A 21,658-nucleotide genomic window follows, 5' to 3' on the forward strand; every position below is an offset into this window, starting at 1 on the left:
CGAGGCCCCATGGATGATGAGATGGACACCTAATGTTGATACGGCGTCATAATGCGCCATGATTGAGTTTTCGAAGCAACAATCAAAACAAAAGGTGTCCACCATGAACGTTACGCTAATTAGCATCGATTTGGCAAAAAATATTTATCAGGTCTGTGGTGTCAATCAGGCCTGTAAGCCGCAGTTCAACCGCCCTATCAAGAGCGATAAGTTACTTCCTTTCCTCATTAAATATCACCCGGGTGTCACTGTAGCGATGGAAGCTTGTGGTGGTTCGAATTACCTTGGCAGAACGCTACAGGCGCACGGGTTCAATGTGCGCATTATTCCAACACGGCATGTAAAACCCTTCGTTAAAGGAAATAAAAATGACCGCAATGATGCCTTTGCGATTGCAGAAGCAGCCATGCGTCCAAGCATGCGTTTTGTTTCACCTAAAACCGTTGAGCAAACAGACCTTTCTATTACGCATAACATTCGTGAGCGTCAGGTAGCGGCCAGAACCAACATCGTCAATCAGCTTCGCGGGCTGTTGAGAGAATACGGCATCAACATGCCTCAAGGCATTGAGCGTGTGAAAGAAATGCTGCCGTTCATCCTCGAAGATGCGGAAAACACGCTGACCACAGCGGCACGTCGTAATTTCAACTTGATGATGGAGGAATGGCGCTATCTTGATGACGCGATTCATCAGCAGGAAAAGATTATTCGGGAACAGGCCCGCACCTCGCCAGCTGCAGAGTTAGCCATGACGATTAAAGGGGTCGGTATTATAACGGCGACTGCCGCCGTGGCGCACATGGGAGACCCGTCACAGTACAAGAATGGTCGCCAATATGCAGCGTGCCTGGGCTTAGTCCCCAGAGAATACTCCAGTGGCGGTAAACAAAAACTGGGTGGCATCACCAAACGAGGTAACCGATATCTCAGAAAGTTACTTGTGCAGGGAGCCTGGTCCATCATAAGGCACAGCAAGAATGCGGATGACCGGTTATCTCGTTGGGTCGAGCAAGTGATTATACGAAGTGGAAAACATAAAGCTGCCGTCGCTCTGGCAAACAAACTGGCTCGCATCCTCTGGGCGGTGCTAGCAAAACAAGCGCCCTTCGAGTTGAAGGGAATGTAAGATAAATCTCACCAAAACGTTGTAGATAAAACAGTAATGAAATAACAGGTTACGCCGGGCCAGACCCAACGCTGAGTGAACCCATGACACATGATGTCGGAGGGATGATAAGAGCAAGTCTGGCGCGGTACTCATTAGGGCCAGGGACATATGAAGCTCCCATTAACAGGCCGGATATACGACAGCAGCGTAATATCTGTTATTTAAAACTGAAAAAATATAGCCCTGGTGAAGCTATTCACTTGCACCAGGTGTCCATATATGGGTCTACGCCGTGTTTTTGATACCCATGTCGACCCACCGAAAGAGACCGTGCACTGAATCCAAACTGACGTTCACAAAGCTTGCCTAACGATTGCGCGGAAGCCAGAACTCGGCGACGAGGCCGCCTTCGGGGTGGTTGCGCAGGGTGATGCCACCGAAGTGCATGTTGATAATTTTGCGGGTGATGGCCAGACCCAATCCTGACCCCAATGAGCCGCGGGCAATATCGCCTTGTTTGAATGGCATGAATACGTCATCCAGTGCGTCTTCAGGAATGCCCGGCCCGTGGTCGCGAATGCGGCAATAAACCCGTTGTGCTTTGGCATCAAAGAACGTCGAAATAGAGACTTTTTCGCTGCCATAACGAAACGCATTCTCGATGAGATTATCCAGCACCCGTTTAAGGGCAACTTTCCGCGCCGGTGCGTCAGGCAGACTTGTTAACTTAAGGGTGACATCATGCGTGTCGTAGCGCTCATGCGCTTTAACCAGTTCTTTTATCAGCGCGTTGAGGTTAATGTTTTCCCAGGCTTCGCTGCGATCGTTACGGGCGTATTCAATAAACTGGTCGATGATGGCATTCATGTCTTCGATATCGTCATTGATACCGTCGCGAATCCAGTCGCTTTCTTCCGGTAACATTTCTGATGCCAGGCGAATGCGGGTGAGCGGCGTACGCAGATCGTGGGATATCCCTGCCGTCATTAGCGTCCGTTCATCCTCCAGCTGTTTAATGCCCTGGTTCATGCGGTTGAAGGCCCTGGTAACCTCTCGCATTTCACTGCTGCCCTGTTCCTTTAGCGGCGGCGGGTACTGACCTTTACCCACTTTTAATGCTGCTTGTTGCAGTGCCTGAAGCGGGCGGTTCAGGTGGCGTACAAACCACCAACCACCAGTTACACTCAATATACCAATCACCATCAAGTACATAGTCGGCGGTGGCGATAATTTGGAACTGTTACCGCCAACCAATGGAATGCTCACCCAGATGTTGGGATGTGTACTCAATGATATCCATACCCGGTAGGGCTCCGAACCCACAGCGGTTTCCGCAGAACTAATACGCACGTCTGCTTTGACACCAATTTGTGCAGATACCTGAGAAGACATGAAGTTATAGTGGGTAGCCTGCTGTAGCCCTTCCTGCAGCGCTTGTTCGGTGGTGATGATGGATACTTTGGTTTGTTTCGCATACTCCCGCCGCTGCTCTAGGGGGGCGGTGATCAAATTTTGCGACTGAATACTTTGTACCTGTGTGGCTAGCAGGCTACTGATTTGCTGAGTAGTCGGACGCACGAAGTAGTATGTCACCGACAGGTAAGATACGACCTGGTTGATTAGCAGCAGCACCCCAATGAGCAGAACGGTCTGCCCAAAAGCGCTTTTAGGGAGAATACGCATATTTAAAAGCCTGGTTATGCGTGTGCACCACCGTCGGGCACGAAAACGTATCCTAAGCCCCACACGGTTTGAATATAACGGGGGCTGGCAGGATCTTTCTCTAGCATCCGGCGCAAACGAGAAACCTGCACGTCGATACTACGCTCCAATGCACTGTAATCGCGACCGCGGGCCAGGTTCATCAGCTTGTCACGTGATAGCGGTTCGCGGGGATGGGTCACCAGAGATTTTAGCACGGCAAATTCACCGCTGGTGAGCGACAAAGGTTTACCGGCTGCGGTCATTTCCCGGGTAGCCAGATTCAGGCTGTACTCGCCAAACTCAATGATTTGTTCATCTTTAGAGGGGGCGCCCGGTGCTTCGGTGGTTTTGCGGCGCAGCACCGCTTTTGCACGGGCTAGCAATTCACGGGGGTTAAACGGTTTAGGGAGGTAATCATCGGCACCCATTTCTAAACCGATAATGCGGTCGACTTCATCACCTTTGGCGGTGAGCATTATAATGGGCATATCGTTGTCGGCCTGTCGCATACGACGGCAAATAGACAAGCCATCTTCACCGGGCAGCATTAAGTCGAGCACCATCAGGTGAAAATTTTCGCGTTCCAGTAAACGATCCATTTGTTCTGCATTGGCGGCACTACGCACCTGAAAGCCTTGTTCAACCAAATAGCGTTCAAGCAGGCTGCGTAGGCGCATATCATCATCAACAACGAGAATTTTGGACGTTTCCTGACCCATGACTGTCTTTCCTGGTTTTTCGGCTAGCTCATCGTTTACCATTTTCGGTGTGCGAGACGGCGCCGGAGGGTTGTTATCAGACCTTACGCAGAAAAAAGCGCAGTAGTCCTTATTTACCCTCACTATAACCAGAACAAACCACGGACAAAAGCGTTTGAGATAATGCAAATGCCCGAGGAGTGTTACAAATAGTTTCAGTTGGTGCTGTGATTACAGCATTAGCTCGCCCATTCCCAGTACCATGGCGAAGCCGAAGGTATAGGCAATCAGCAACAACAGTGCATACTTCCCATACTTGGCGAAAGTCAGGCCTTTTACCTTGCTCATGGTGACGATACCGGCAGACGAACCGATAATCAGTAGCGAACCGCCAACACCAACTGCGTAAGTGAATGCCATCCATTCCGGGGTAGACATATGAATATCAGCTTTCAGCAACGCTGCGGTTAGTGGCACGTTATCAATCATTGAAGACAGTACGCCCATTACGTAGTTGGCACCGGTGGAAGGCAATACGTTATACACTTCAAGCAACGCACCTAATGCATGAATGTGGTCAAGCATACCGACCAGCAACAATACGCCTAAGAAAAACAGCAGGGTGTCGAACTCGATAAGGCGAATGTAGTCGAGGATAGGGTCCTTGTATTGCTCTTCACCCATGAAGGTCGCCACCAGAAACATTACCGCCATACCCGACAGGAAGCACAGCATGGGCGGAATAGCGAACAGCACATTTGCCACCAAGGTTGTAACGATGGTGGTAAGGAATATACCGGCAATCACGTAATCGACTCTGCGCATGTCATGACGGGTTTTCTTAATTTTCACTTCGCCTTTCATGCCCACGCTAAGCATGGTGGCCAACAGCAGCACCGCTGATAGTGACGGAATGATCAGAAGTAGCAACTGGGTAATGGTGACTTTGCCATCGAGGAATATCATCAGCGTGGTCACGTCACCAGTGATAAGTGACACACCGCCAGAGTTCACCGCGAACACCACCAGCACCGCGAACCGCATGGTCTGGTTAAAGGGTAATCCCAGCGACAGCACCATGGCGATAGATACCAGTGTGGCGGTAATATTATCGGCCAGTGATGAGAAGCAGAAGCTGAATATGGCGGTAAAAAAGATGAGTTTTCGTAGGGTGATTTTCGACGGCATGATGACATTGAGCATATTCTCAATCATGCCTTTGCGGTTGAGGTAGGCAACAAACGTCATTGCTGCTACCAGGAACAACCACAAGGTGGAAATTTCGCTGATGTTTTCTGCTAGATGCTCGTTAACTTCTTCCAGCCCGGGGCCGCGGTTAGCGTTGATGAACAGTATAATCCAGGCAAAGGTGCCTAAGAACAGGGTGGTTTTGGCTTTGTTAACGTGAATGACTTCTTCAAAGACGACGCCTATCAGCGCAAGTATCGCGATGCCGATGAGCACATAATCCAGCATAATTTTTTCCTCAATATGTAAGGGCTAAATTATACGTTTTCTGTGCATGCGACAGAACGGCCGCTGCGCTGTACACGGCGGAAAATGCGTTATAGTCACTATCTATCACGGTGATAGTTAGAACCGTGAAAAAGTCTTTTTAGTAGCGGCTTAAAAACCGGTTATTGATCGGTCACCCAGTCCATTTGACTGCCCGCGCGACGCTTCTCATCGAGGATGTCTTCAATGAGTGGGGTAAGGATTAATTCCATTGCCAGACCCATTTTTCCACCCGGCACCACGAGGGTATTAATCCGTGACATGAAGGCACCGTCTATCATCTGCAGTAAATAGGGAAAATTCACGTTTTTCATTTCACGACGAAAACGCACCACAACGAAACTCTCGTCCTGGGTGGGAATTTCTCGAGCGCTGAACGGGTTGGAGGTATCTACTGTCGGTACACGCTGGAAATTAACATGGGTACGGGAGAACTGTGGGGTTATGTATTGGAAGTAATCGTCGAGACCGCGAACGATGCTGCTCATCACAGCCTCACGGGAGTGGCCGCGATCAGTGGTGTCGCGCACAATTTTCTGAATCCACTCTAAGTTTACAATGGGCACCATGCCTACCAGCAGATCGACGTGACGGGCCACGTTGTTCTCTTCGGTTTTAACACCGCCATGAAGGCCTTCATAAAACAATAGATCGGTATTTTCCGGTAATGCCTGCCAAGGCGTAAAGGTACCGGGCATCTGATTAAACGGTACGGCTTCGTCGAAGGTGTGCAGATACTGACGGAACTGGCCGCCACCAGTTTGGCCGTATTCTTTGAACAGGGTTTCCAGTAATTCAAAGTCATTGGCTCTGGGGCCAAAGTAGCTGATATGACGCCCCTGTTCCTGGGCTTTTCTGATCTCCACTTCCATTTCAGGACGGGTAAAGCGATGGAAACTGTCTCCACCAACAACGGCCGCATTGACATTCAGGTTGCGGAAAATGTGCCTGATAGCATTTGTCGTAGTTGTGGTACCGGCACCGGACGAACCCGTGATGGCAATAATTGGATGTTTGGCTGACATAGTCGACGAATTGTTATGTTGGAATACTGTTATAAGCTGGCAGCAAATAAGAATCAAGGACGATTATAGCGCCAAATCAACCCCGAAGTTGTTAATTATTCAGCGCGTTTATGGAGAAAGGCCGCTATGACAGCGGCCTGAAGCGTTTTATTCTGGTTTACCAAGATGGCGGTTGCGCAGCTTCTCAAGACTGATTTTGTCTTTCAGGCTCATGATCACCGCAGCAATACTCAGCAGTAGAATACTGCTGGATTCGTAAAGCAAAACGATTTTGTCCAGTTCCTTACTTTGCAAAATGATCATGCGGCTGAGTGCGGTCATGGCAATAATGAGGGGCAGAGTAACGGGAATACGGCTACTGTTGTAATACGCGGCCAGCATCCCGATCACCTCGGCATAGATAAACAGCAGAAGCAAGTCAGAAAGCTCGACTTTACGATATTCAATCATGTGCAGGATTTCATCACCCACCGCCACTAAGGTAGCCAGCATGATGAGAATAAGCAGTATTTTTTCTATCTGTTCAATAAATTTTGCCATTTGAACTAGCCTCATTTTGCAGCAAAATTAAACACGTTAGTTAGCTTAATGAGGTAAATCAGGCACTTCACTCGTTCTTTAGTGCTATTTTTCTAGTTCTTCTTTGCAGAAATACTTAACGATTTTGGCGCAGGGAATAAAAAAAGGTGTCCGCAGACACCCTTCTCATTGTGCTTATTTAAGACTGAATCAGCCTTGTGCCTCACGAGCAATAGCGCGATAAGCGATATCGGTACGGAAGTACACATCTTTCCAGCTAATGGCGTTTAGAAGCTCGTAGGCTTTCTGCTGTGCTTCAGTAACGTTATTACCGAGTGCCGTTGCGCACAGTACGCGGCCACCGGCGGTAACGACTTCGCCGTCTTTCAGAGCAGTACCAGCATGGAATACTTTACCTTCGAGCTTAGCCGCGTTATCCAGACCACTGATCACGTCGCCCTTGTCGTAGCTGCCCGGATAACCACCGGCCGCCAGCACTACGCCAACCGCTGCGCGGTCGTCAAAGTCGATAGTCTTACCTTCCAGCTCGCCGTTACAGGCTAACTGACACATTTCCACCAGATCAGACTGCAAACGCATCATGATAGGCTGGGTTTCAGGGTCGCCGAAGCGGCAGTTGTATTCGATAACTTTAGGCGTACCGTCGGCCATGATCATCAGACCGGCATACAGGAAGCCTAAATAAGGATTACCTTCACTTGCCATTCCTTCAACGGTAGGCAGGATCACTTCCGCCATTACGCGGTCGTGGATTTCCTGAGTCACTACAGGCGCAGGTGAATACGCACCCATACCGCCCGTGTTAGGACCAGAATCACCGTTACCGGCGCGCTTATGGTCTTGGCTGGTGGCAAAAGGTACTACGTTTTTACCGTCAACCATCACGATGAAAGAGGCTTCTTCACCGTCGAGGAATTCTTCGATAACCACGCGGCTACCGGCGTCACCAAAGGCGTTACCTGCCAGCATGTCACGGATAGCGTCTTCGGCTTCTTCCAGTGTCATGGCAACAATTACGCCTTTACCGGCGGCCAGGCCGTCAGCTTTCACCACAATCGGTGCACCTTTCTCGCGAACGTAGGCAAGGGCAGGATCGATCTCGGTGAAGTTCTCGTATTCGCCCGTTGGGATTTTATGACGAGCCAGGAAATCCTTAGTGAACGCTTTGGAACCTTCCAGTTGCGCAGCGGCTTGAGTCGGACCAAAGATGGTCTGTCCTGCAGCCTGGAACGCATCTACCACACCCTCAACCAGCGGCGCTTCAGGGCCAACAATGGTAAGGTCGATGGCGGTGTCTTTTGCAAAAGCCAGCAGGCCTTCGATGTCGGTTACACCAATGTTGACGTTTGTCAGTTTAGGTTCAGTGGCTGTACCGGCATTGCCAGGTGCCACATAAACGTGGGTAACAGACTCAGATTGTGCGGCTTTCCACGCTAATGCGTGCTCACGGCCACCGCTGCCAATAACTAGTACGTTCATCAAAGCGTTCCGTTATCTCTTATTCAGGTTTAACAAATTTTAGTGTCATTCGGTTACTTTCGCCGATGGACAGATATTTTTCCTGATCAGTTTCACCCAGGCTCATTGACGGCGGAAGCGTCCATACACCTTTGGGATGATCAGCATTGTCCAGCGGGTTAGCATTTACTGCACTTTCGGCAACCAGTTTAAAACCGGCGGCTTCGGCAGCATCGATGACAAAGGATTTTTTCATGTATCCGCTGCTTTTCATGGCGTCGTCAGCAGCAGATTCAGGTAATGCGTGATCTACCACACCCAGTACGCCGCCTGGCTTGAGTGCTTTGTAGAACGACTTAAACGAAGCGGTTACACCGTCTTTACCACCACCCATGTACCAGTTGTGCACATTACGGAATGTCAGAACCGCATCAGCACTGCCATCAGGGGCAATTTCAGGGCTCTTAGACGGGTGGAATGCAGTGATGGTAGCACCTTCATAGATACCGCCTTCCTGCGCCTTTTCTTTGAAGCCTTTCAACGACGGCTCGTAGTAACGCGGCGCGCCATCAAACATAAAGAAGTGGGCTGCAACATAGTCGCCATCATCTTTCAGCATAGGGGCGAGAATATCGGCATACCAACCACCGCCGGGCCAAATCTCTACCACGGTCATGTCTGGTTCAATACCGAAAAAACGCAGGGTTTGCTGGGGGTGACGATATTCATCCCGTGCCTTATTGGCAGCAGAACGGCTTTCGCTTTTTACAGCATCGGTCAGTGCATCAGCGCTGGCAATTACAGGTGCCAGTGACGCTGAAACAGCGAGCAGGGAGGCGGCAACAACACGCATCGTAGTTTTCATAATTTATCCTTGATTGTTGAAACGGTGCATCGCATTTTTTGAGTTATACCCACGCTAAGGTGCGAAGGTTCAGACTCAGAGAACCTTGCTCTCGGTAGAAGAAAATCGATTCCGCTACCGGCTGTCAGCAAAGTAAAACCAGTTTTACCGTGCCTAGGTTATATTAACCTGCTGAAAAAACGCAAAAGGTTGTGGTGAAAACCACAACCTTTACCGTCAACAACCAAAAATTAATGGCGGAAGTGACGCATGCCGGTGAACACCATGGCAATGCCATGCTCGTCGGCCGCTGCGATAACTTCGTCATCGCGCATTGAACCGCCCGGCTGGATTACCGCTTTAATACCGGCAGCAGCGGCTGCATCAATACCGTCGCGGAACGGGAAGAACGCATCAGATGCCATCACAGAACCCGCTACTTCCAGGTTCTCGTCAGCCGCTTTAATACCTGCAATCTTGGCAGAGTAAACGCGGCTCATTTGGCCTGCGCCCACACCAATGGTCATGCTGTCTTTTGCATAAACGATAGCGTTAGACTTCACGTACTTAGCCACTTTCCAGCAGAACATCAGGTCGCGCAATTGCTCTTCTGTAGGTTGTACTTTGGAAACCACTTTCAGGTCGTCCATTTCAACCATGCCGAAGTCGCGCTCCTGAATTAGCAGACCGCCGTTAACACGTTTGAAGTCGAAACCTTCAGTCAGCTGACCCTGCCAGTCACCACATGCCAGCAAGCGTACGTTCTTCTTCTCAGCAACGATGGTTTTCGCTTCTTCGCTAACAGTAGGGGCAATGATCACTTCAACAAACTGACGGTCAACAATGGCTTTTGCTGTGTCGCCATCCAGTTCACGGTTAAACGCGATGATACCGCCAAAAGCAGACGTCGGGTCGGTTTTGAAAGCGCGGTCGTAGGCTTCCAGGATGTTCTCACCCAGCGCCACACCACAAGGGTTTGCGTGTTTAACAATAACACAAGCAGGTACGTCGAATTCTTTCACACATTCCAGCGCGGCGTCGGTATCAGCAATGTTGTTGAAAGACAGCTCTTTACCTTGCAGCTGCTCTGCCGTGGCAACCGATGCTTCCTGAATGTTGTTCTCAACGTAGAAAGCCGCAGACTGGTGGCTGTTTTCGCCGTAACGCAGATCTTGCTTTTTGCTCATCTGAACGTTGTAAGTACGTGGGAATTCGCTGTGGTCATGTTCACAGTCGTCAGCGCATTCAACTGAATCGATGCGAGCACCGAAATAGTTGGCAATCATGCCATCGTATTCTGCGGTGTGCTCGAAGGCTTTAATCGCCAGGTCGAAACGGGTTTGGTAAGTCAGTGAACCCGCGTTTTCTTCCATTTCAGCTAGCACGCGGCCGTAATCAGCGGCTTTAACCACAATGGTGACATCTTTATGGTTTTTCGCTGCAGCGCGAACCATAGTCGGTCCGCCGATATCGATATTTTCGATGGCGTCTTCCAGCGTGCAATCGTCTTTTGCGACAGTGGCCGCGAACGGATAAAGATTCACTACAACCAAATCGATTGGCGCGATGTTGTTCTCAGCCATAACACCCTCGTCCTGGCCACGACGTCCTAAAATTCCGCCGTGAATTTTAGGGTGCAGAGTTTTAACACGACCGTCCATGATTTCAGGATGACCGGTGTGTTCTGAAACCTCTTTAACCGGCAAACCAGCTTCCGCCAGTAATTTTGCCGTACCGCCGGTAGATAGCAGTTCAACGCCTTTTTCGTTAAGTGACGTGGCAAATTCAACGATGCCGGTTTTGTCAGAAACACTTAACAGGGCGCGCTTGATAGGTTTAGGTGTTTGCATAGTGGTGTTGAGCTCTTTGCGTAAGTTTCGAGTGGAACAAAAAAGAGCACCGTTTGGTGCTCTTAAAGTTGGGCTAAGCCCTTTAATCTTAGTTCATGCCGTACTGCTTCAGCTTTTTGCGCAGTGTGCCACGGTTGATGCCCATCATGATGGCGGCGCGAGTCTGGTTACCGCGAGTGTAGGTCATTACTTCTTCCAGTAATGGCGCTTCAACTTCAGCCAGAACAAGTTCGTACAGGTTATCGATGTTGGCGTTGTCCAGTTGCTTCAGATATTTGTTAACTGCTTGCTTAACTGAGTCACGCAGAGGCTTTTGAGCCTGAGTTTGTGAAGGAGTAGTTACTGTTGTAGTAAAAGGAGAAGTCACATTTTGATCGAACATAATACTTTCTTGCTCTATTAGTTAGTCATCACTATGCTGCCGGAGAGATCTGTCGCTTATCTCTCTTGTGCAGCGATTGAAAATAATCTTCAAGGGCATCGAGTTGCGCATGCGCTTCTTCGAGGCCATTGAACGTTCGGCGAAACTGATTATCCTTGTCGTGCTCCGCGAGATACCACCCTACGTGTTTCCGGGCAATTCGTGTGCCCATCACATCACCGTAGAAGGCGTGTACATTTACAACGTGTTCGTGCAATACCGCTTGTTGTTCTGACAATGGTGGCGCCGGTAAGTTTTCACCTGTTTCAAGGTAATGTAGGATTTGCTTAAAAATCCATGGATTACCTTGCGCCCCGCGTCCAATCATTACACCGTCAGCACCGGTATAGTCGAGCACGAATCGTGCTTTTTCCGGAGAAGTAATGTCGCCGTTTGCAATAACCGGAATCGACACTGCCTGTTTTATAGTACGAATGGTGTCGTACTCGGCATTTCCCCGATACATACAGGCTCGCGTTCTACCGTGAACTGCCAGCGACTGTATGCCGTTTTGTTCCGCAATACGGGCAATGTCTGCCCCGTTGCGATTGTCTGTGTCCCACCCTGTTCTGATCTTCAGGGTAACCGGCACATCCACTGCATCCACCACGGCCCGGACGATACGCTCTACCAGGTCGGGATACTGCAGCAGTGCTGAACCCGCTAATTTTTTATTGACCTTTTTGGCCGGACAACCCATGTTGATATCGATGATTTGTGCACCGTTCTCAACATTAAATTGTGCTGCCTGCGCCATCAACTCAGGATCTGCGCCGGCAATTTGTACCGAGCGAATCCCGTCTTCACCGCTATGGTCCATGCGATGCATGGATTTGGCGGTCTTCCAGACCTTCGGGTTGCTGGACAACATTTCAGATACAACTAACCCTGCCCCCATTCTTCGGCACATCTGCCGAAAGGGCCTGTCAGTCACGCCAGCCATAGGCGCGAGCATCAAATTGTTCTGGAGTGTGTGAGGTCCGATTCGCATACTTTACAGCCAACTGTTGCGCAGAATTTATACACCAGGCCAAAACGGGGCGCTAAGTTTACGTGTTTTCGCAAGCCTTGAAAAGGCTAAAAATCACACAAAATTTGTAGCCTGACTATTGACAGTTCTGGCTACATTTGCGTGTAACACTACACGTTACCTTTGCGTAAACGCCGAAAAGGCTAAGGTTTTTTTACGATGATTTGAAAGTTTTATGAATATTTTCAGTGAGTTCTTGTTCCGCTCACCCGCGCCCAGTCACCCTCAACAGCGCTTTGCTCTAAGGCGAAGTGGCTTTGATAGGCAGCTTCAATTTTTTCAATTTGTTCTTCAAGAATGCCTGAAAGCACCAGTTTTCCGCCGTTTTTGCAGTAACCAGTAATCACAGATTGAAGTTCGATAAGGGGGCCGCTGAGAATATTGGCCACCACCACATCGGCTTCGAGGGTAGGTTGATCTTCTGGCAGGTACACGCTTAAGCGATCTTCCACGCCATTGCGACGGGCATTTTCCATGGATGCTTGAAGCGCCTGTGGGTCGATATCAATACCGATCACCTCTTTCGCGCCCAGCTTCAGCGCTGCCAACGCCAGAATGCCAGAGCCACAGCCGAAATCCACCACCGTTTTGCCTTCCAGATCTAAGGCATCTAACCAGCGCAAACATAATGCGGTAGTGGGGTGGGTACCGGTACCGAAAGCCAGACCTGGATCGAGCATCACATTTACCGCGTCCGGATCAGGTACATCGCGCCAGCTCGGACATATCCATAAACGTTTACCAAACTGCATCGGGTGGAAGTTATCCATCCACTCACGTTCCCAGTCTTTATCTTCTAGCTGGTCGAGCTTGTGCTTAAACCCTTTACCTAAAATCCGTGATTGTTCCAGGCGCTTGATAACGGCTTTCATATCGTCGGCGGCATTAAACAGTCCCACAACCTGTGTGTCTGGCCACAGCATGGTTTCGCCCGGTTTAGGCTCGTACATGGGCGTGTCCTTAGCATCAACAAAGGTAACGGCCTGTGCGCCATTAGCGCTCAGCATGTTGCCAATCTGCTCTGCGTGTTCAGAGTCAGAATTGATTCGTAGTTGTATCCAGGACATGGGAACTCTTTATTAATCAGTGAGTAAAAAGCCAGCGGCGATAATATGGCTAGCGTAAAGGGCGCATTTTAGCAAACTCCTGGGCAATTGCGCACCGCCGCAGAATGATTTATCGGCATCCAAACTAAATTAACTGGCAATCTAAGAAGTTACGTTGAACTACTAGCATGTTTGTTGGCACCTGCTATGGTTTTAAAAGGTCATTTGTAGAGTGTAAGCATGCGATATCTGGTCAGGTTCGTGGTGCTTCTGACCGTTGTAGCCACATCTTATTCTGTGTTTGCTAAACCTGTAGATGTGGTGTCCGGTTGGAATAAACCACCTTATATCATCTCTGAAGGCGATACCGGCTTTGAAATTGAGTTGGTAAAAGCAGTGCTTGCCCTTTCAGGTCACGACGCCCGATTGCACTATGTTCCTATGGGGCGCTCTGTCAGGCTGATCGGCGAACAAGAGCTAGATATTGCCTTGTCTATGAATGAACGTCAGGCGCTTCCTAAGGAGTGGCTTTCTGATGTCTATGTGGTGTACCAGAATGTGGTGATAACCCGGCGTGACCGCAAGGAAATCATTGGCTCTTTGGAAGCGCTTAAAGACATGACAGTCATTGGTTTTCAAACGGCGTCACAGGCATTGGGAAAGGCATTTTCCGATGTTGTTTCTAATCACTCAGGGTATCTCGAAGTAGCTGATCAGTCTCGTCAGGTGAGTATGCTGTTACTAGGTAGCGTTGATGCGATTGTCATGGATTATCGGATTTTCGAGCATATCCGCAGCACTTTGCCTGAAGATCAGCAAAAGGAGGTTGATTATCACTTTCTTTTCGAGAGTAGTCCTTATCGGGCGGCTATTCCTGATCCTGAGCTTCGTCGGGCATTTAACAAAGGGTTACAGACACTACAAGAGAGCGGTGAATATACTGAACTCACCCGCGAGTATCTGCCCAATGTCCTGACCACCTCCTACGCGCATATCTTTTAAACCGTTTTACCCCTCTTATCTGACTAATTATTGTTCAAATTATCTTTACAGAAACTTTAGTAAAAATTAATGTAAATGATAATGATTCTCATCATTATATGTGGTTTAATACTAAAGACTAAGGAAGGTGTGGCCACATCCTCTTCTATTACTTCGTACCGTTTCATCATTCATCTGAGTAGCTCAGCGTTTCAAGGAACATAAAATGCCTGATTTAGGTAAGATCATTTTACTCACCGCACTTTTCCCCGGATTATCTGCCAATGTGTTGGCACAAACTGACGATATAGAAACTCTGGACACAACCGTTGTCCAAGCCGCCTCTGAAGAGCTGAAACAGGCTCAGGGTGTTTCTGTCATCACTGAAGAAGATTTCAAGCGCCGTCCGGTATCAAACGATGTGTCGGAACTTATCAAAACCATGCCTGGTATTAACCTGACAGGTAACTCCAGTACAGGTCAGTACGGTAACAACCGTCAAATTGATATCCGTGGTATGGGCCCGGAAAATACCCTTATTCTGATCGATGGTAAGCCTGTGCTTTCTCGTAATGCAGTGAAAATGGGCCGCTCTGGCGAGCGTAATACCCGTGGCGACAGTAACTGGGTACCACCCGAAGCGATTGAAAGTATTGAAGTAATTCGCGGTCCTGCTGCTGCCCGATATGGTTCTGGTGCATCTGGTGGTGTAATTAATATCATCACCAAAAAGCCTGATGAGGCCGGTGTTAGTGTGACGGTGCAAGCCGAGATCCCAGAAAACTCACTGGAAGGCGGCAACAAACGCGCCGATGTGATTTTAAGTGGCCCACTGTCAGAACGTTTTTCTCACCGTACTATCCTGAACTACAACAAACAGGAAGGCGATTCTCCTGAATTAAACCGTGACGCTACCGTTGAAGGCAGTAACACCGCTGCGGGTTCGGAAGGTGTTGAGAATATTGACTTCCGCACCTTGCTGCGCTTCGACCAGGACGACATTAATACCTGGGAACTGGAAGCCGCTTATAGCCGTCAGGGCAACGAATATGCCGGTGATAATGCCTTCCAGGGCGTAGATCACGCTAACTCACAACTCTACATTGGGCAGGAAACCAATGTGATGCGCCGAAAAACTATTTCGGGTACCCATCGTGGGGATTTCGATTTCGGTGATTCATTCTCTTATATCCAGTTTGAAGAAACAGACAACACACGTCTGAGTGAAGGTCTTGCAGGAGGTCCGGAAGGAAGTTTCAACACTGATACCGGTGAAACAGTTACTATCATGCTGCGCAACTTGACCGCCAAATCGGAGTGGAATATTCCGCTGGAACTGTTTGGTAAGTCACAAACCATGACGGTAGGTGCCGAATTCCGCGGCGAAAGAATGGACGATCCTTCTTCTCTGCAAGCAGGCATCAACGTGGCTGACGGTGTAGTGATTGATGGCACCGATATCGCTGCTGAAGATCGCGACCCGCATTCAAGTGCAGAGCTGTACGGCGTGTACGTTGAAGACAATATCATGCTGACAGAAGACGTGATGCTAACCCCAGGTGTTCGTTTTGACCATCACAGTGAAGCGGGCAGCAATGTATCACCTAGCTTGAATATTAGCTGGCAGTCAACGTCGGAAGTGTCTTTCCAGGCGGGTATCAGCCGTGCATTCAAAGCGCCAAACCTGTATCAGACGAACCCGAACTATGTGTACACCACGCGTGGTAACGGCTGTCCGGTTGACTACCCAAGTCAGGGTAGTGGTTGTTCGATTCTGGGTAACCCGGATCTGGAACACGAAACGTCGGTTAACAAAGAAATCGGCGTTAACTATGCCGGTACTGACAATGGGATCAGCGCAGGTTTAACCTATTTCCACAACGATTATAAAAACAAAATCGTAACCGGTAACACGGCGCCGATTTATGTGCTTGATGGCGGTAACGCTGACACTTACGTGCAAATTTTCCAATGGTACAACACCCCGGAAGCGGTTATCGAAGGTTTAGAAGGTAGCTTACTGATCCCTATTACCAATGACATTGAGTGGTCTACTAACGCCACTGTCATGCTGGAATCTGAAGACAAAGAAACCGGACAACCGCTTTCTATTGTGCCTGATTACACCATTAACACGCAGGTTGCCTGGTCGGTAACGGAAGACTGGGAACTGGTTGCCAGTGCACAACATTATGGCGAAACGGAAAGCCCAACGGCCAGCACCACCAGTGGTGCCGTTATTGAGAACCCTGAGCCTCGCGAGGCTTACACCATCGTGAACCTGAACAGTGTTTACAGCTACAAAAACATTGATTTTACCTTCACGGTAAAAAATCTGTTTGATAAGACCATTCTGCGTGAAGGCACGCAGACCAACGCAGGTGCTAACACCTACAACGAACCAGGCCGTAACTTCCTGGTATCGGCAACTTATCACTTCTGATAGAACCCACCGGCAACACGCTTCCGTGTTGCCGGTTTTTGCCTTTTGGGACAGAGATTTATGACAACGGAAAAGGGAGGCCTGACAATGCTGAAAAAGCATAAGCTCACTATGATGCTGGCATCACTCATGCTGGCTGGAAGTACTCAGGCTGCCGTGACTGATGAACTCGATAACCTGACGCGAGAATGGTTACAAATCGAGAGTCAGGAACGGAAATTGGTGATGGGCTGGCAAGAGCAGGAACCGATTGTTCGTCAGCGTATCGATTTATTGAAAGCTGAAAAAGCGCAATTGCAGAAAATACTGGCGACGAGTAATGACTCGCAAGATGATGTTGATGCGCGCAGAAACGAACTCCTGGCGGAACAAAATGCGCTGGAAAGTCAGCAAGCAGACGTGACTGGTGCACTGAATGCGCTGGTTGGACGGGTGAATAGCTTGTACGAAAGTCTGCCTCCTCCTTTACGTTTTAACTGGGACAAAGAAGATGCCGCTTTAGAAGGCGACAGTTCTGACAACCCTTCACAGATTTTACAGGTTGCGCTGGCTAAGTTGTCCAGACTGGAACAGTTCGACAGCAAACTCACCGTAAACGAAGACGTATTAACAACACCAGACGGTAAAGAAGTCGTCGTCAAGCAGCTTTATCTTGGCTCGCAACTCGCCTGGTTTGCCAATAACGATGGCAGCATTGCAGGCTCTGGTTATCCGGAGAACGGTAAGTGGGCATGGCACTTCGGCGGCGATGCCGATGGACAAGCCATTGCCAGAGCGGTAGCCGTGTTCGAACGTCGCCAGCAACCCGAATTTATTTCCCTGCCGCTCCCGTTTGGCGCCGCAGGTACCACAGGCGGAGGTCGCTAACATGAAGAAGCCTTTATTACTCTGCCTGAGCTTGTTGGCAGCCCTGTCTTTCGGGGCTAACGGACAGCAACAGGATATGCTGAATAAGATTGAAAGCGCGAAGCGTAGCCTGAGCAATGCGGAGAATCGCATCGTGAAGGAGCGCGTTTCCCTTTCGTCTACGTTGAGTCAACTGGAAAAAGACGTGATGACGCTGCGTGACAAAACTGCAGTGGCCCGTCGCCTCGCCGATGAAAAAACGCTTAGCTTACAAAAACTGGAAGCGCGCCTTGGCGAATGGAAAGAACAGCAAACGTATCAACAAAACCTGCTCAACCGTTTCTTGCAGCAGCAGGGATTGAGCTTTACCGACGTTAACGCCATGAACACTGCCGATAAGATGGCAGCAGTGTCGGATGCCGCGGTTAAAACCGCCACCTTACCAGAATGGACTAACCGTACCCTGGTGATGGAAAACGGTGAACTGGCTGATGTGCCCTCGTTGGCCGTTGGCCCGGTAACCTGGTTTAAAAATAACGGCACCGTGGGTTTGGCAGAATCGGTTTCTGGCCGTTTGCAAACCAAAGGGATGTTACCGTCTGGACTGGCGTCCAGCATGCTCGACGAAGCCAGTACCGTGGTACTCGACCCAACCCTGGGCCGGGCACTTACCCGTGAATCTGCCAATGAAGGCGTAATTGAACATGTGGTAAAAGGCGGGATCTGGGTTGTACCAATTTTACTGTTTGCACTTATTGCCACAGTTATTGGCTTATTCAAAGTGGTGCAACTGGTGCGTCTGCCTAAGGTGATTCCGGTACGCTCTCAGGCGATGCTCGACAAACTCCTGCAAACAGGTGGCGCAGCCCGTGCACAGTTCAAAGGCATGCAGGCCAATCTGTTATCCATTGCTGAGCAGGCAACCACGTTCCGCGAACGGGACGATCAGCTGTTTGTGCAACTTCAGCAAGACAGACAAACCCTGGATAAATGGATCAATGCCGTGGCAGTAACCGCGGCCGTTGCCCCATTGTTAGGTTTGCTTGGTACGGTAAGCGGAATGATTGAAACCTTCCGCATGATGACATCGTTTGGCTCCAGCGACCCGGAAGTCATTTCCGGCGGTATCGCTAAAGCACTGGTTACCACAGAGCTGGGTCTGATTGTGGCTATTCCTGCATTAATCATGAATGCGCTGCTTAGCCGCAAGGCGCGTCAGTATTACAACGAACTGGAAAACTTCGCCCTGATCTTAAGCGGCGATGAAGGCGAAGATACCCACGATTTACCTGCTAATAAGCAGGATGATAATGGCGAATTGATGGGATCAGCCCATCCCGCAGGAGCCGGCTGATGATGGAACTGTTCACGGGTAATCCGTTGTGCTGGGCAATGGTGGCAGTGGGTTGGTTTGCGTTTCAGCAAATCTGGATGCTGTATCTCACCCGCTTCGACAAGGACGTGCAGAAGAAAGACAGCAACCCGCTTATGACACCGTCGGTGCTGGTGGGTGCACTGCCGCTGATGGGGCTGCTGGGCACGATCATGGGCCTGCAAGGCAGCTTCACCGGCATGATGACCGACGGTGCCGACAGTCAAATCGTGTCGGCGGGTATTGCCGATGCTTTATTCACTACGCAGCTGGGATTGGTCATGGCGATCCCCGGCTGGTTGTGTCTGTCTTTTGTGAAAGGACATTTGCAGGATAGTCAGGAAGGTGAGGTGAATCATGGCTAGTCGTTTAAAACGCAAGCTGGAAGCCCAGCCAATGCAATCCATTGATATGTCACCGCTGTTGGATGTGGTGTTTATCCTGCTGATTTTCTTCATTGTTTCAACGGTGTTTGTGAAAGAAACCGGGGTCGAAGTCGACAAGCCACAGGCCATATCGGCGCAGAAGCTTGATCAGATGTCTATTCTCATCGCTATTACCAGCAACGGCGAAGTGATGTACGACAGCACCAATATTGGCGTTGCTGGCGTGCGGGGTACGGTGGAGCAATTGTTGGTTCAGGATGAACGTCCGGTTGTGTTGCAAGTGGACAAAACGGTATCTACCGACCTGCTGGTCGAAGTGATTGATGCCGCGAAAATGGCCGGTGCCGTGGATGTGAATATCGCCACCGCCAAACTGTGAGGGAGTCATGAAAAATCAACTTTCAGCATTTTTATTGAGCGGCGGCGTGATGGCAGTATCGCTGGGTGTGCTCACCCTGGGGTATTACTTAAACGACGACAGTGGACCTGAGCTTGAGATACGCAAAATGGATATTGCCATTGCGCAACCGCCGCCCCCTCCACCGCCTCAGAGTCAGCAGGTTACCGAACAAGCCGATGTGAACATGCAGGTTGAAGGGGCCGGTGCACCGGTGTCGATGGCTGATATTAAGGTTGATCCTGAAATCGAAATCGATAAGCCGGAACGTCCTGACGTGGCAATGGCACAACCCGACTGGAGTGCGCCCGAGGTTGATTGGGATGCCTACGGTTTAAGCGAGCTTGATGGCCGCCCAACACTGTTAACGCCGGTGAAAATTCGCTTTCCAAAGCAGCTTAAGCGACGGGGCGTAGAGCGTGTAGTGGTGAAGCTGGATGTGATGATCGATGAAAAAGGCGATGTGACCCTCATCAGTATTGTCGACAACCCCCATCACGAATTAAACAGAGAAATTCAGCGATTTGTTAAAGGCAGTAAGTTTACCGCCCCGCATAAGGCCGATGAAGCAGTAAGGGCTCGGTTTATCTGGCCTGTGGAGATTGAAGCATAATGAACACAACCCTCTTTTTTAAACGGGCGATCTGCAGCGCTTTATTGATTGGCAGTTTCTCGCAGGCGCAGGCTGATGTGCAGGTCACGCTAGACGAACCAGACTGGTCGTTTAGTTATCGCCAGAGCAAAGGTGCTCATCATAGCGGCCGGGTGAATCGCGATGAAGGTAAGTTTTTCAATGATGTTCAGCCGCTGTTACAAAAGCAGGATTACAAAGGCGTGATTCAGGCTTACGACACCTACCAGCAGGAACATGAAAGCGTGAGTGCAACCCTGCATGAAATGATGGGGCAGGTTTTCTTAAGCGTGAAACGTAACAGTGATGCGAAGAAACACTTCGAACTGGCACTGACAGAAGATGCGGCGTCAGCGACGTCCCACCGTGGATTGAGCATGATTTACATGCTGGAAGAGAATTACCCCAAAGCCCGGGACCACGTGGTAAAGGCGATAGAGTTGGGGGTTACCGACAGTCAGGTGTACGGACAGTTGGGTTATCTGAACCTGCAACTTGAAAAGCCACGTAGCGCCATCGGCGCCTATCAGAATGCGATGATGCTGGAGCCTGCGAATGGTCAGTGGGCACAAGGACTATTGTTCGCACTAATCGCCAGCGATGCCCTTCCACAAGCATCGGCACTGGTTAGCGAAATGCTGAGCGAAAAGCCAGACAGCCCCCGTTTGTGGCTGCAACGTAGCCAAATTGCCATGAAGGGGCAGGATGACTTAACCGCCATCAGTAGTCTTGAAACGGCGCTGACCCTTGGCGAAAAACGACCGGATAACCTTACCACACTGGCAAAGCTACACGTTAAGTCTGGCAGTCCTAACCGTGCTGTTGATCTCCTTTCTGATAACGCTGCAACACTGTTGGCAAGTAACAATGATGGTGCGCAAACCATGCTGGATATCGCCAACTGGTTGGCCGCCAGTCAGGATTGGAAAAACCTGTCGGGATTAGTGACCACACTGGATAAAAACAGCAAACGACTAAGCAGCGAAAATGTGGCTTCGTTGAATGTGATGAAAGCGAATCTGGCGATCTCTAATAACCAGACTAGCAAAGCTCAGGATTATCTGCTGTCGGCGATTAAGTCTTCTCCGGCGAATGGCGATGCGCTGATGACATTGGCCGCCTTGCTGCGAAAGCAGAATAAAGATGAAAACGCCAAAATGTATTACCTGAGAGCAGAAGCACTACCCGCTTATAAAGAGCGGGCAATGCTAGGTCGGGCGCAGGTTGCGATTAATCAGAAGCAATATAACGATGCGTTAGGTCTGCTAAGACAAGTCTACAAATCGAATCCGGGGCGAAATGACTTGCTTAGCAATATTCAGTCGCTCGAAAACATTGTTAAGAATGCCTCGTAAGTGAAAAC

The 21,658-nt window shown here is 49.7% G+C and carries 20 protein-coding genes; 9 read left to right on the forward strand and 11 right to left on the reverse strand.

Going from position 1 to position 21,658, the window contains the following annotated elements:
- Positions 1 to 103 precede the first annotated feature (103 nt).
- Entirely contained in the window at positions 104 to 1,126 is a 1,023-nt protein-coding gene (locus tag BFC18_RS14990) for an IS110 family RNA-guided transposase (RefSeq protein ID WP_070123325.1), read from the forward strand.
- 348 nt (positions 1,127 to 1,474) lie between these two features.
- On the opposite strand, the gene envZ is transcribed toward BFC18_RS14990, so the two are convergent.
- From envZ to prmA, 11 genes are all read right to left on the reverse strand, one after another.
- Positions 1,475 to 2,791: a two-component system sensor histidine kinase EnvZ gene (gene envZ / locus BFC18_RS14995; protein ID WP_070126375.1), complete on the reverse strand. Its 1,317-nt coding sequence runs from the start codon at positions 2,789 to 2,791 to the stop codon at positions 1,475 to 1,477.
- 14 nt (positions 2,792 to 2,805) lie between these two features.
- Entirely contained in the window at positions 2,806 to 3,531 is a 726-nt protein-coding gene (gene ompR / locus BFC18_RS15000; protein WP_070126376.1) for an osmolarity response regulator transcription factor OmpR, read from the reverse strand.
- Between the two features lie 210 nt (positions 3,532 to 3,741).
- A complete protein-coding gene (gene nhaD, locus BFC18_RS15005) occupies positions 3,742 to 4,986 on the reverse strand; it encodes a sodium:proton antiporter NhaD (protein ID WP_070126377.1) in 1,245 nt (414 codons plus the stop codon).
- Positions 4,987 to 5,147: 161 nt separating this feature from the next.
- Positions 5,148 to 6,050, reverse strand: coding sequence for a phosphoribulokinase (locus tag BFC18_RS15010; RefSeq protein ID WP_070126378.1), 903 nt, complete (start codon positions 6,048 to 6,050; stop codon positions 5,148 to 5,150).
- Between the two features lie 147 nt (positions 6,051 to 6,197).
- On the reverse strand, positions 6,198 to 6,590 hold the full coding sequence (locus BFC18_RS15015; protein ID WP_083273121.1) for a phosphate-starvation-inducible PsiE family protein: 393 nt from the start codon (positions 6,588 to 6,590) through the stop codon (positions 6,198 to 6,200).
- A gap of 189 nt (positions 6,591 to 6,779) precedes the next feature.
- On the reverse strand, positions 6,780 to 8,069 hold the full coding sequence (gene purD, locus BFC18_RS15020) for a phosphoribosylamine--glycine ligase (RefSeq protein ID WP_070126380.1): 1,290 nt from the start codon (positions 8,067 to 8,069) through the stop codon (positions 6,780 to 6,782).
- Between the two features lie 19 nt (positions 8,070 to 8,088).
- The gene (locus BFC18_RS15025; protein WP_070126381.1) at positions 8,089 to 8,913 is read right to left on the reverse strand and encodes a class I SAM-dependent methyltransferase; all 825 of its coding nucleotides are present in this window, start codon (positions 8,911 to 8,913) and stop codon (positions 8,089 to 8,091) included.
- Positions 8,914 to 9,143: 230 nt separating this feature from the next.
- Entirely contained in the window at positions 9,144 to 10,742 is a 1,599-nt protein-coding gene (purH, locus tag BFC18_RS15030; RefSeq protein WP_070126382.1) for a bifunctional phosphoribosylaminoimidazolecarboxamide formyltransferase/IMP cyclohydrolase, read from the reverse strand.
- Positions 10,743 to 10,830: 88 nt separating this feature from the next.
- Positions 10,831 to 11,124, reverse strand: coding sequence for a DNA-binding transcriptional regulator Fis (gene fis / locus BFC18_RS15035; RefSeq protein WP_018982332.1), 294 nt, complete (start codon positions 11,122 to 11,124; stop codon positions 10,831 to 10,833).
- Between the two features lie 31 nt (positions 11,125 to 11,155).
- Positions 11,156 to 12,154, reverse strand: coding sequence for a tRNA dihydrouridine synthase DusB (gene dusB / locus BFC18_RS15040; RefSeq protein ID WP_070126383.1), 999 nt, complete (start codon positions 12,152 to 12,154; stop codon positions 11,156 to 11,158).
- 224 nt (positions 12,155 to 12,378) lie between these two features.
- Positions 12,379 to 13,260, reverse strand: a complete 882-nt coding sequence (gene prmA / locus BFC18_RS15045; RefSeq protein WP_070126384.1) for a 50S ribosomal protein L11 methyltransferase — start codon at positions 13,258 to 13,260, stop codon at positions 12,379 to 12,381.
- 219 nt (positions 13,261 to 13,479) lie between these two features.
- Between prmA and BFC18_RS15050 the strand changes: the two genes are divergently transcribed.
- From BFC18_RS15050 to BFC18_RS15085, 8 genes are all read left to right on the forward strand, one after another.
- Positions 13,480 to 14,241, forward strand: a complete 762-nt coding sequence (locus BFC18_RS15050) for a substrate-binding periplasmic protein (protein WP_070126385.1) — start codon at positions 13,480 to 13,482, stop codon at positions 14,239 to 14,241.
- A 205-nt stretch (positions 14,242 to 14,446) separates the two neighbouring features.
- Positions 14,447 to 16,663, forward strand: a complete 2,217-nt coding sequence (locus tag BFC18_RS15055; RefSeq protein WP_070126386.1) for a FepA family TonB-dependent siderophore receptor — start codon at positions 14,447 to 14,449, stop codon at positions 16,661 to 16,663.
- 87 nt (positions 16,664 to 16,750) lie between these two features.
- Positions 16,751 to 17,530, forward strand: a complete 780-nt coding sequence (locus tag BFC18_RS15060) for a DUF3450 family protein (RefSeq protein ID WP_070126387.1) — start codon at positions 16,751 to 16,753, stop codon at positions 17,528 to 17,530.
- Position 17,531: 1 nt separating this feature from the next.
- Positions 17,532 to 18,863 (forward strand): MotA/TolQ/ExbB proton channel family protein, encoded by a 1,332-nt coding sequence (locus tag BFC18_RS15065; protein WP_070126388.1) that lies wholly within the window; start codon positions 17,532 to 17,534, stop codon positions 18,861 to 18,863.
- A complete protein-coding gene (locus BFC18_RS15070; protein ID WP_070126389.1) occupies positions 18,863 to 19,246 on the forward strand; it encodes a MotA/TolQ/ExbB proton channel family protein in 384 nt (127 codons plus the stop codon). The genes BFC18_RS15065 and BFC18_RS15070 overlap by 1 nt, the downstream gene beginning before the upstream one ends.
- A complete protein-coding gene (locus BFC18_RS15075) occupies positions 19,239 to 19,646 on the forward strand; it encodes an ExbD/TolR family protein (protein WP_070126390.1) in 408 nt (135 codons plus the stop codon). Before BFC18_RS15070 ends, BFC18_RS15075 begins: the two co-directional genes overlap by 8 nt.
- A gap of 7 nt (positions 19,647 to 19,653) precedes the next feature.
- Entirely contained in the window at positions 19,654 to 20,277 is a 624-nt protein-coding gene (locus BFC18_RS15080) for an energy transducer TonB (protein WP_070126391.1), read from the forward strand.
- On the forward strand, positions 20,277 to 21,650 hold the full coding sequence (locus BFC18_RS15085) for a tetratricopeptide repeat protein (protein WP_070126392.1): 1,374 nt from the start codon (positions 20,277 to 20,279) through the stop codon (positions 21,648 to 21,650). Before BFC18_RS15080 ends, BFC18_RS15085 begins: the two co-directional genes overlap by 1 nt.
- Positions 21,651 to 21,658 lie beyond the last annotated feature (8 nt).

The organism is Alteromonas confluentis, assembly GCF_001757105.1.
Classification (GTDB): Bacteria; Pseudomonadota; Gammaproteobacteria; order Enterobacterales; family Alteromonadaceae; genus Alteromonas; species Alteromonas confluentis.

Excerpts from the sequence above, each read along its gene's own strand:
- BFC18_RS14990 (WP_070123325.1), top strand. The coding sequence starts at position 104 with ATGAACGTTACGCTAATTAGCATCGATTTGGCAAAAAATATTTATCAG.
- envZ (WP_070126375.1), bottom strand. The coding sequence starts at position 2,791 with ATGCGTATTCTCCCTAAAAGCGCTTTTGGGCAGACCGTTCTGCTCATT.
- ompR (WP_070126376.1), bottom strand. The coding sequence starts at position 3,531 with ATGGGTCAGGAAACGTCCAAAATTCTCGTTGTTGATGATGATATGCGC.
- nhaD (WP_070126377.1), bottom strand. The coding sequence starts at position 4,986 with ATGCTGGATTATGTGCTCATCGGCATCGCGATACTTGCGCTGATAGGC.
- BFC18_RS15010 (WP_070126378.1), bottom strand. The coding sequence starts at position 6,050 with ATGTCAGCCAAACATCCAATTATTGCCATCACGGGTTCGTCCGGTGCC.
- BFC18_RS15015 (WP_083273121.1), bottom strand. The coding sequence starts at position 6,590 with ATGGCAAAATTTATTGAACAGATAGAAAAAATACTGCTTATTCTCATC.
- purD (WP_070126380.1), bottom strand. The coding sequence starts at position 8,069 with ATGAACGTACTAGTTATTGGCAGCGGTGGCCGTGAGCACGCATTAGCG.
- BFC18_RS15025 (WP_070126381.1), bottom strand. The coding sequence starts at position 8,913 with ATGAAAACTACGATGCGTGTTGTTGCCGCCTCCCTGCTCGCTGTTTCA.
- purH (WP_070126382.1), bottom strand. The coding sequence starts at position 10,742 with ATGCAAACACCTAAACCTATCAAGCGCGCCCTGTTAAGTGTTTCTGAC.
- fis (WP_018982332.1), bottom strand. The coding sequence starts at position 11,124 with ATGTTCGATCAAAATGTGACTTCTCCTTTTACTACAACAGTAACTACT.
- dusB (WP_070126383.1), bottom strand. The coding sequence starts at position 12,154 with ATGCGAATCGGACCTCACACACTCCAGAACAATTTGATGCTCGCGCCT.
- prmA (WP_070126384.1), bottom strand. The coding sequence starts at position 13,260 with ATGTCCTGGATACAACTACGAATCAATTCTGACTCTGAACACGCAGAG.
- BFC18_RS15050 (WP_070126385.1), top strand. The coding sequence starts at position 13,480 with ATGCGATATCTGGTCAGGTTCGTGGTGCTTCTGACCGTTGTAGCCACA.
- BFC18_RS15055 (WP_070126386.1), top strand. The coding sequence starts at position 14,447 with ATGCCTGATTTAGGTAAGATCATTTTACTCACCGCACTTTTCCCCGGA.
- BFC18_RS15060 (WP_070126387.1), top strand. The coding sequence starts at position 16,751 with ATGCTGAAAAAGCATAAGCTCACTATGATGCTGGCATCACTCATGCTG.
- BFC18_RS15065 (WP_070126388.1), top strand. The coding sequence starts at position 17,532 with ATGAAGAAGCCTTTATTACTCTGCCTGAGCTTGTTGGCAGCCCTGTCT.
- BFC18_RS15070 (WP_070126389.1), top strand. The coding sequence starts at position 18,863 with ATGATGGAACTGTTCACGGGTAATCCGTTGTGCTGGGCAATGGTGGCA.
- BFC18_RS15075 (WP_070126390.1), top strand. The coding sequence starts at position 19,239 with ATGGCTAGTCGTTTAAAACGCAAGCTGGAAGCCCAGCCAATGCAATCC.
- BFC18_RS15080 (WP_070126391.1), top strand. The coding sequence starts at position 19,654 with ATGAAAAATCAACTTTCAGCATTTTTATTGAGCGGCGGCGTGATGGCA.
- BFC18_RS15085 (WP_070126392.1), top strand. The coding sequence starts at position 20,277 with ATGAACACAACCCTCTTTTTTAAACGGGCGATCTGCAGCGCTTTATTG.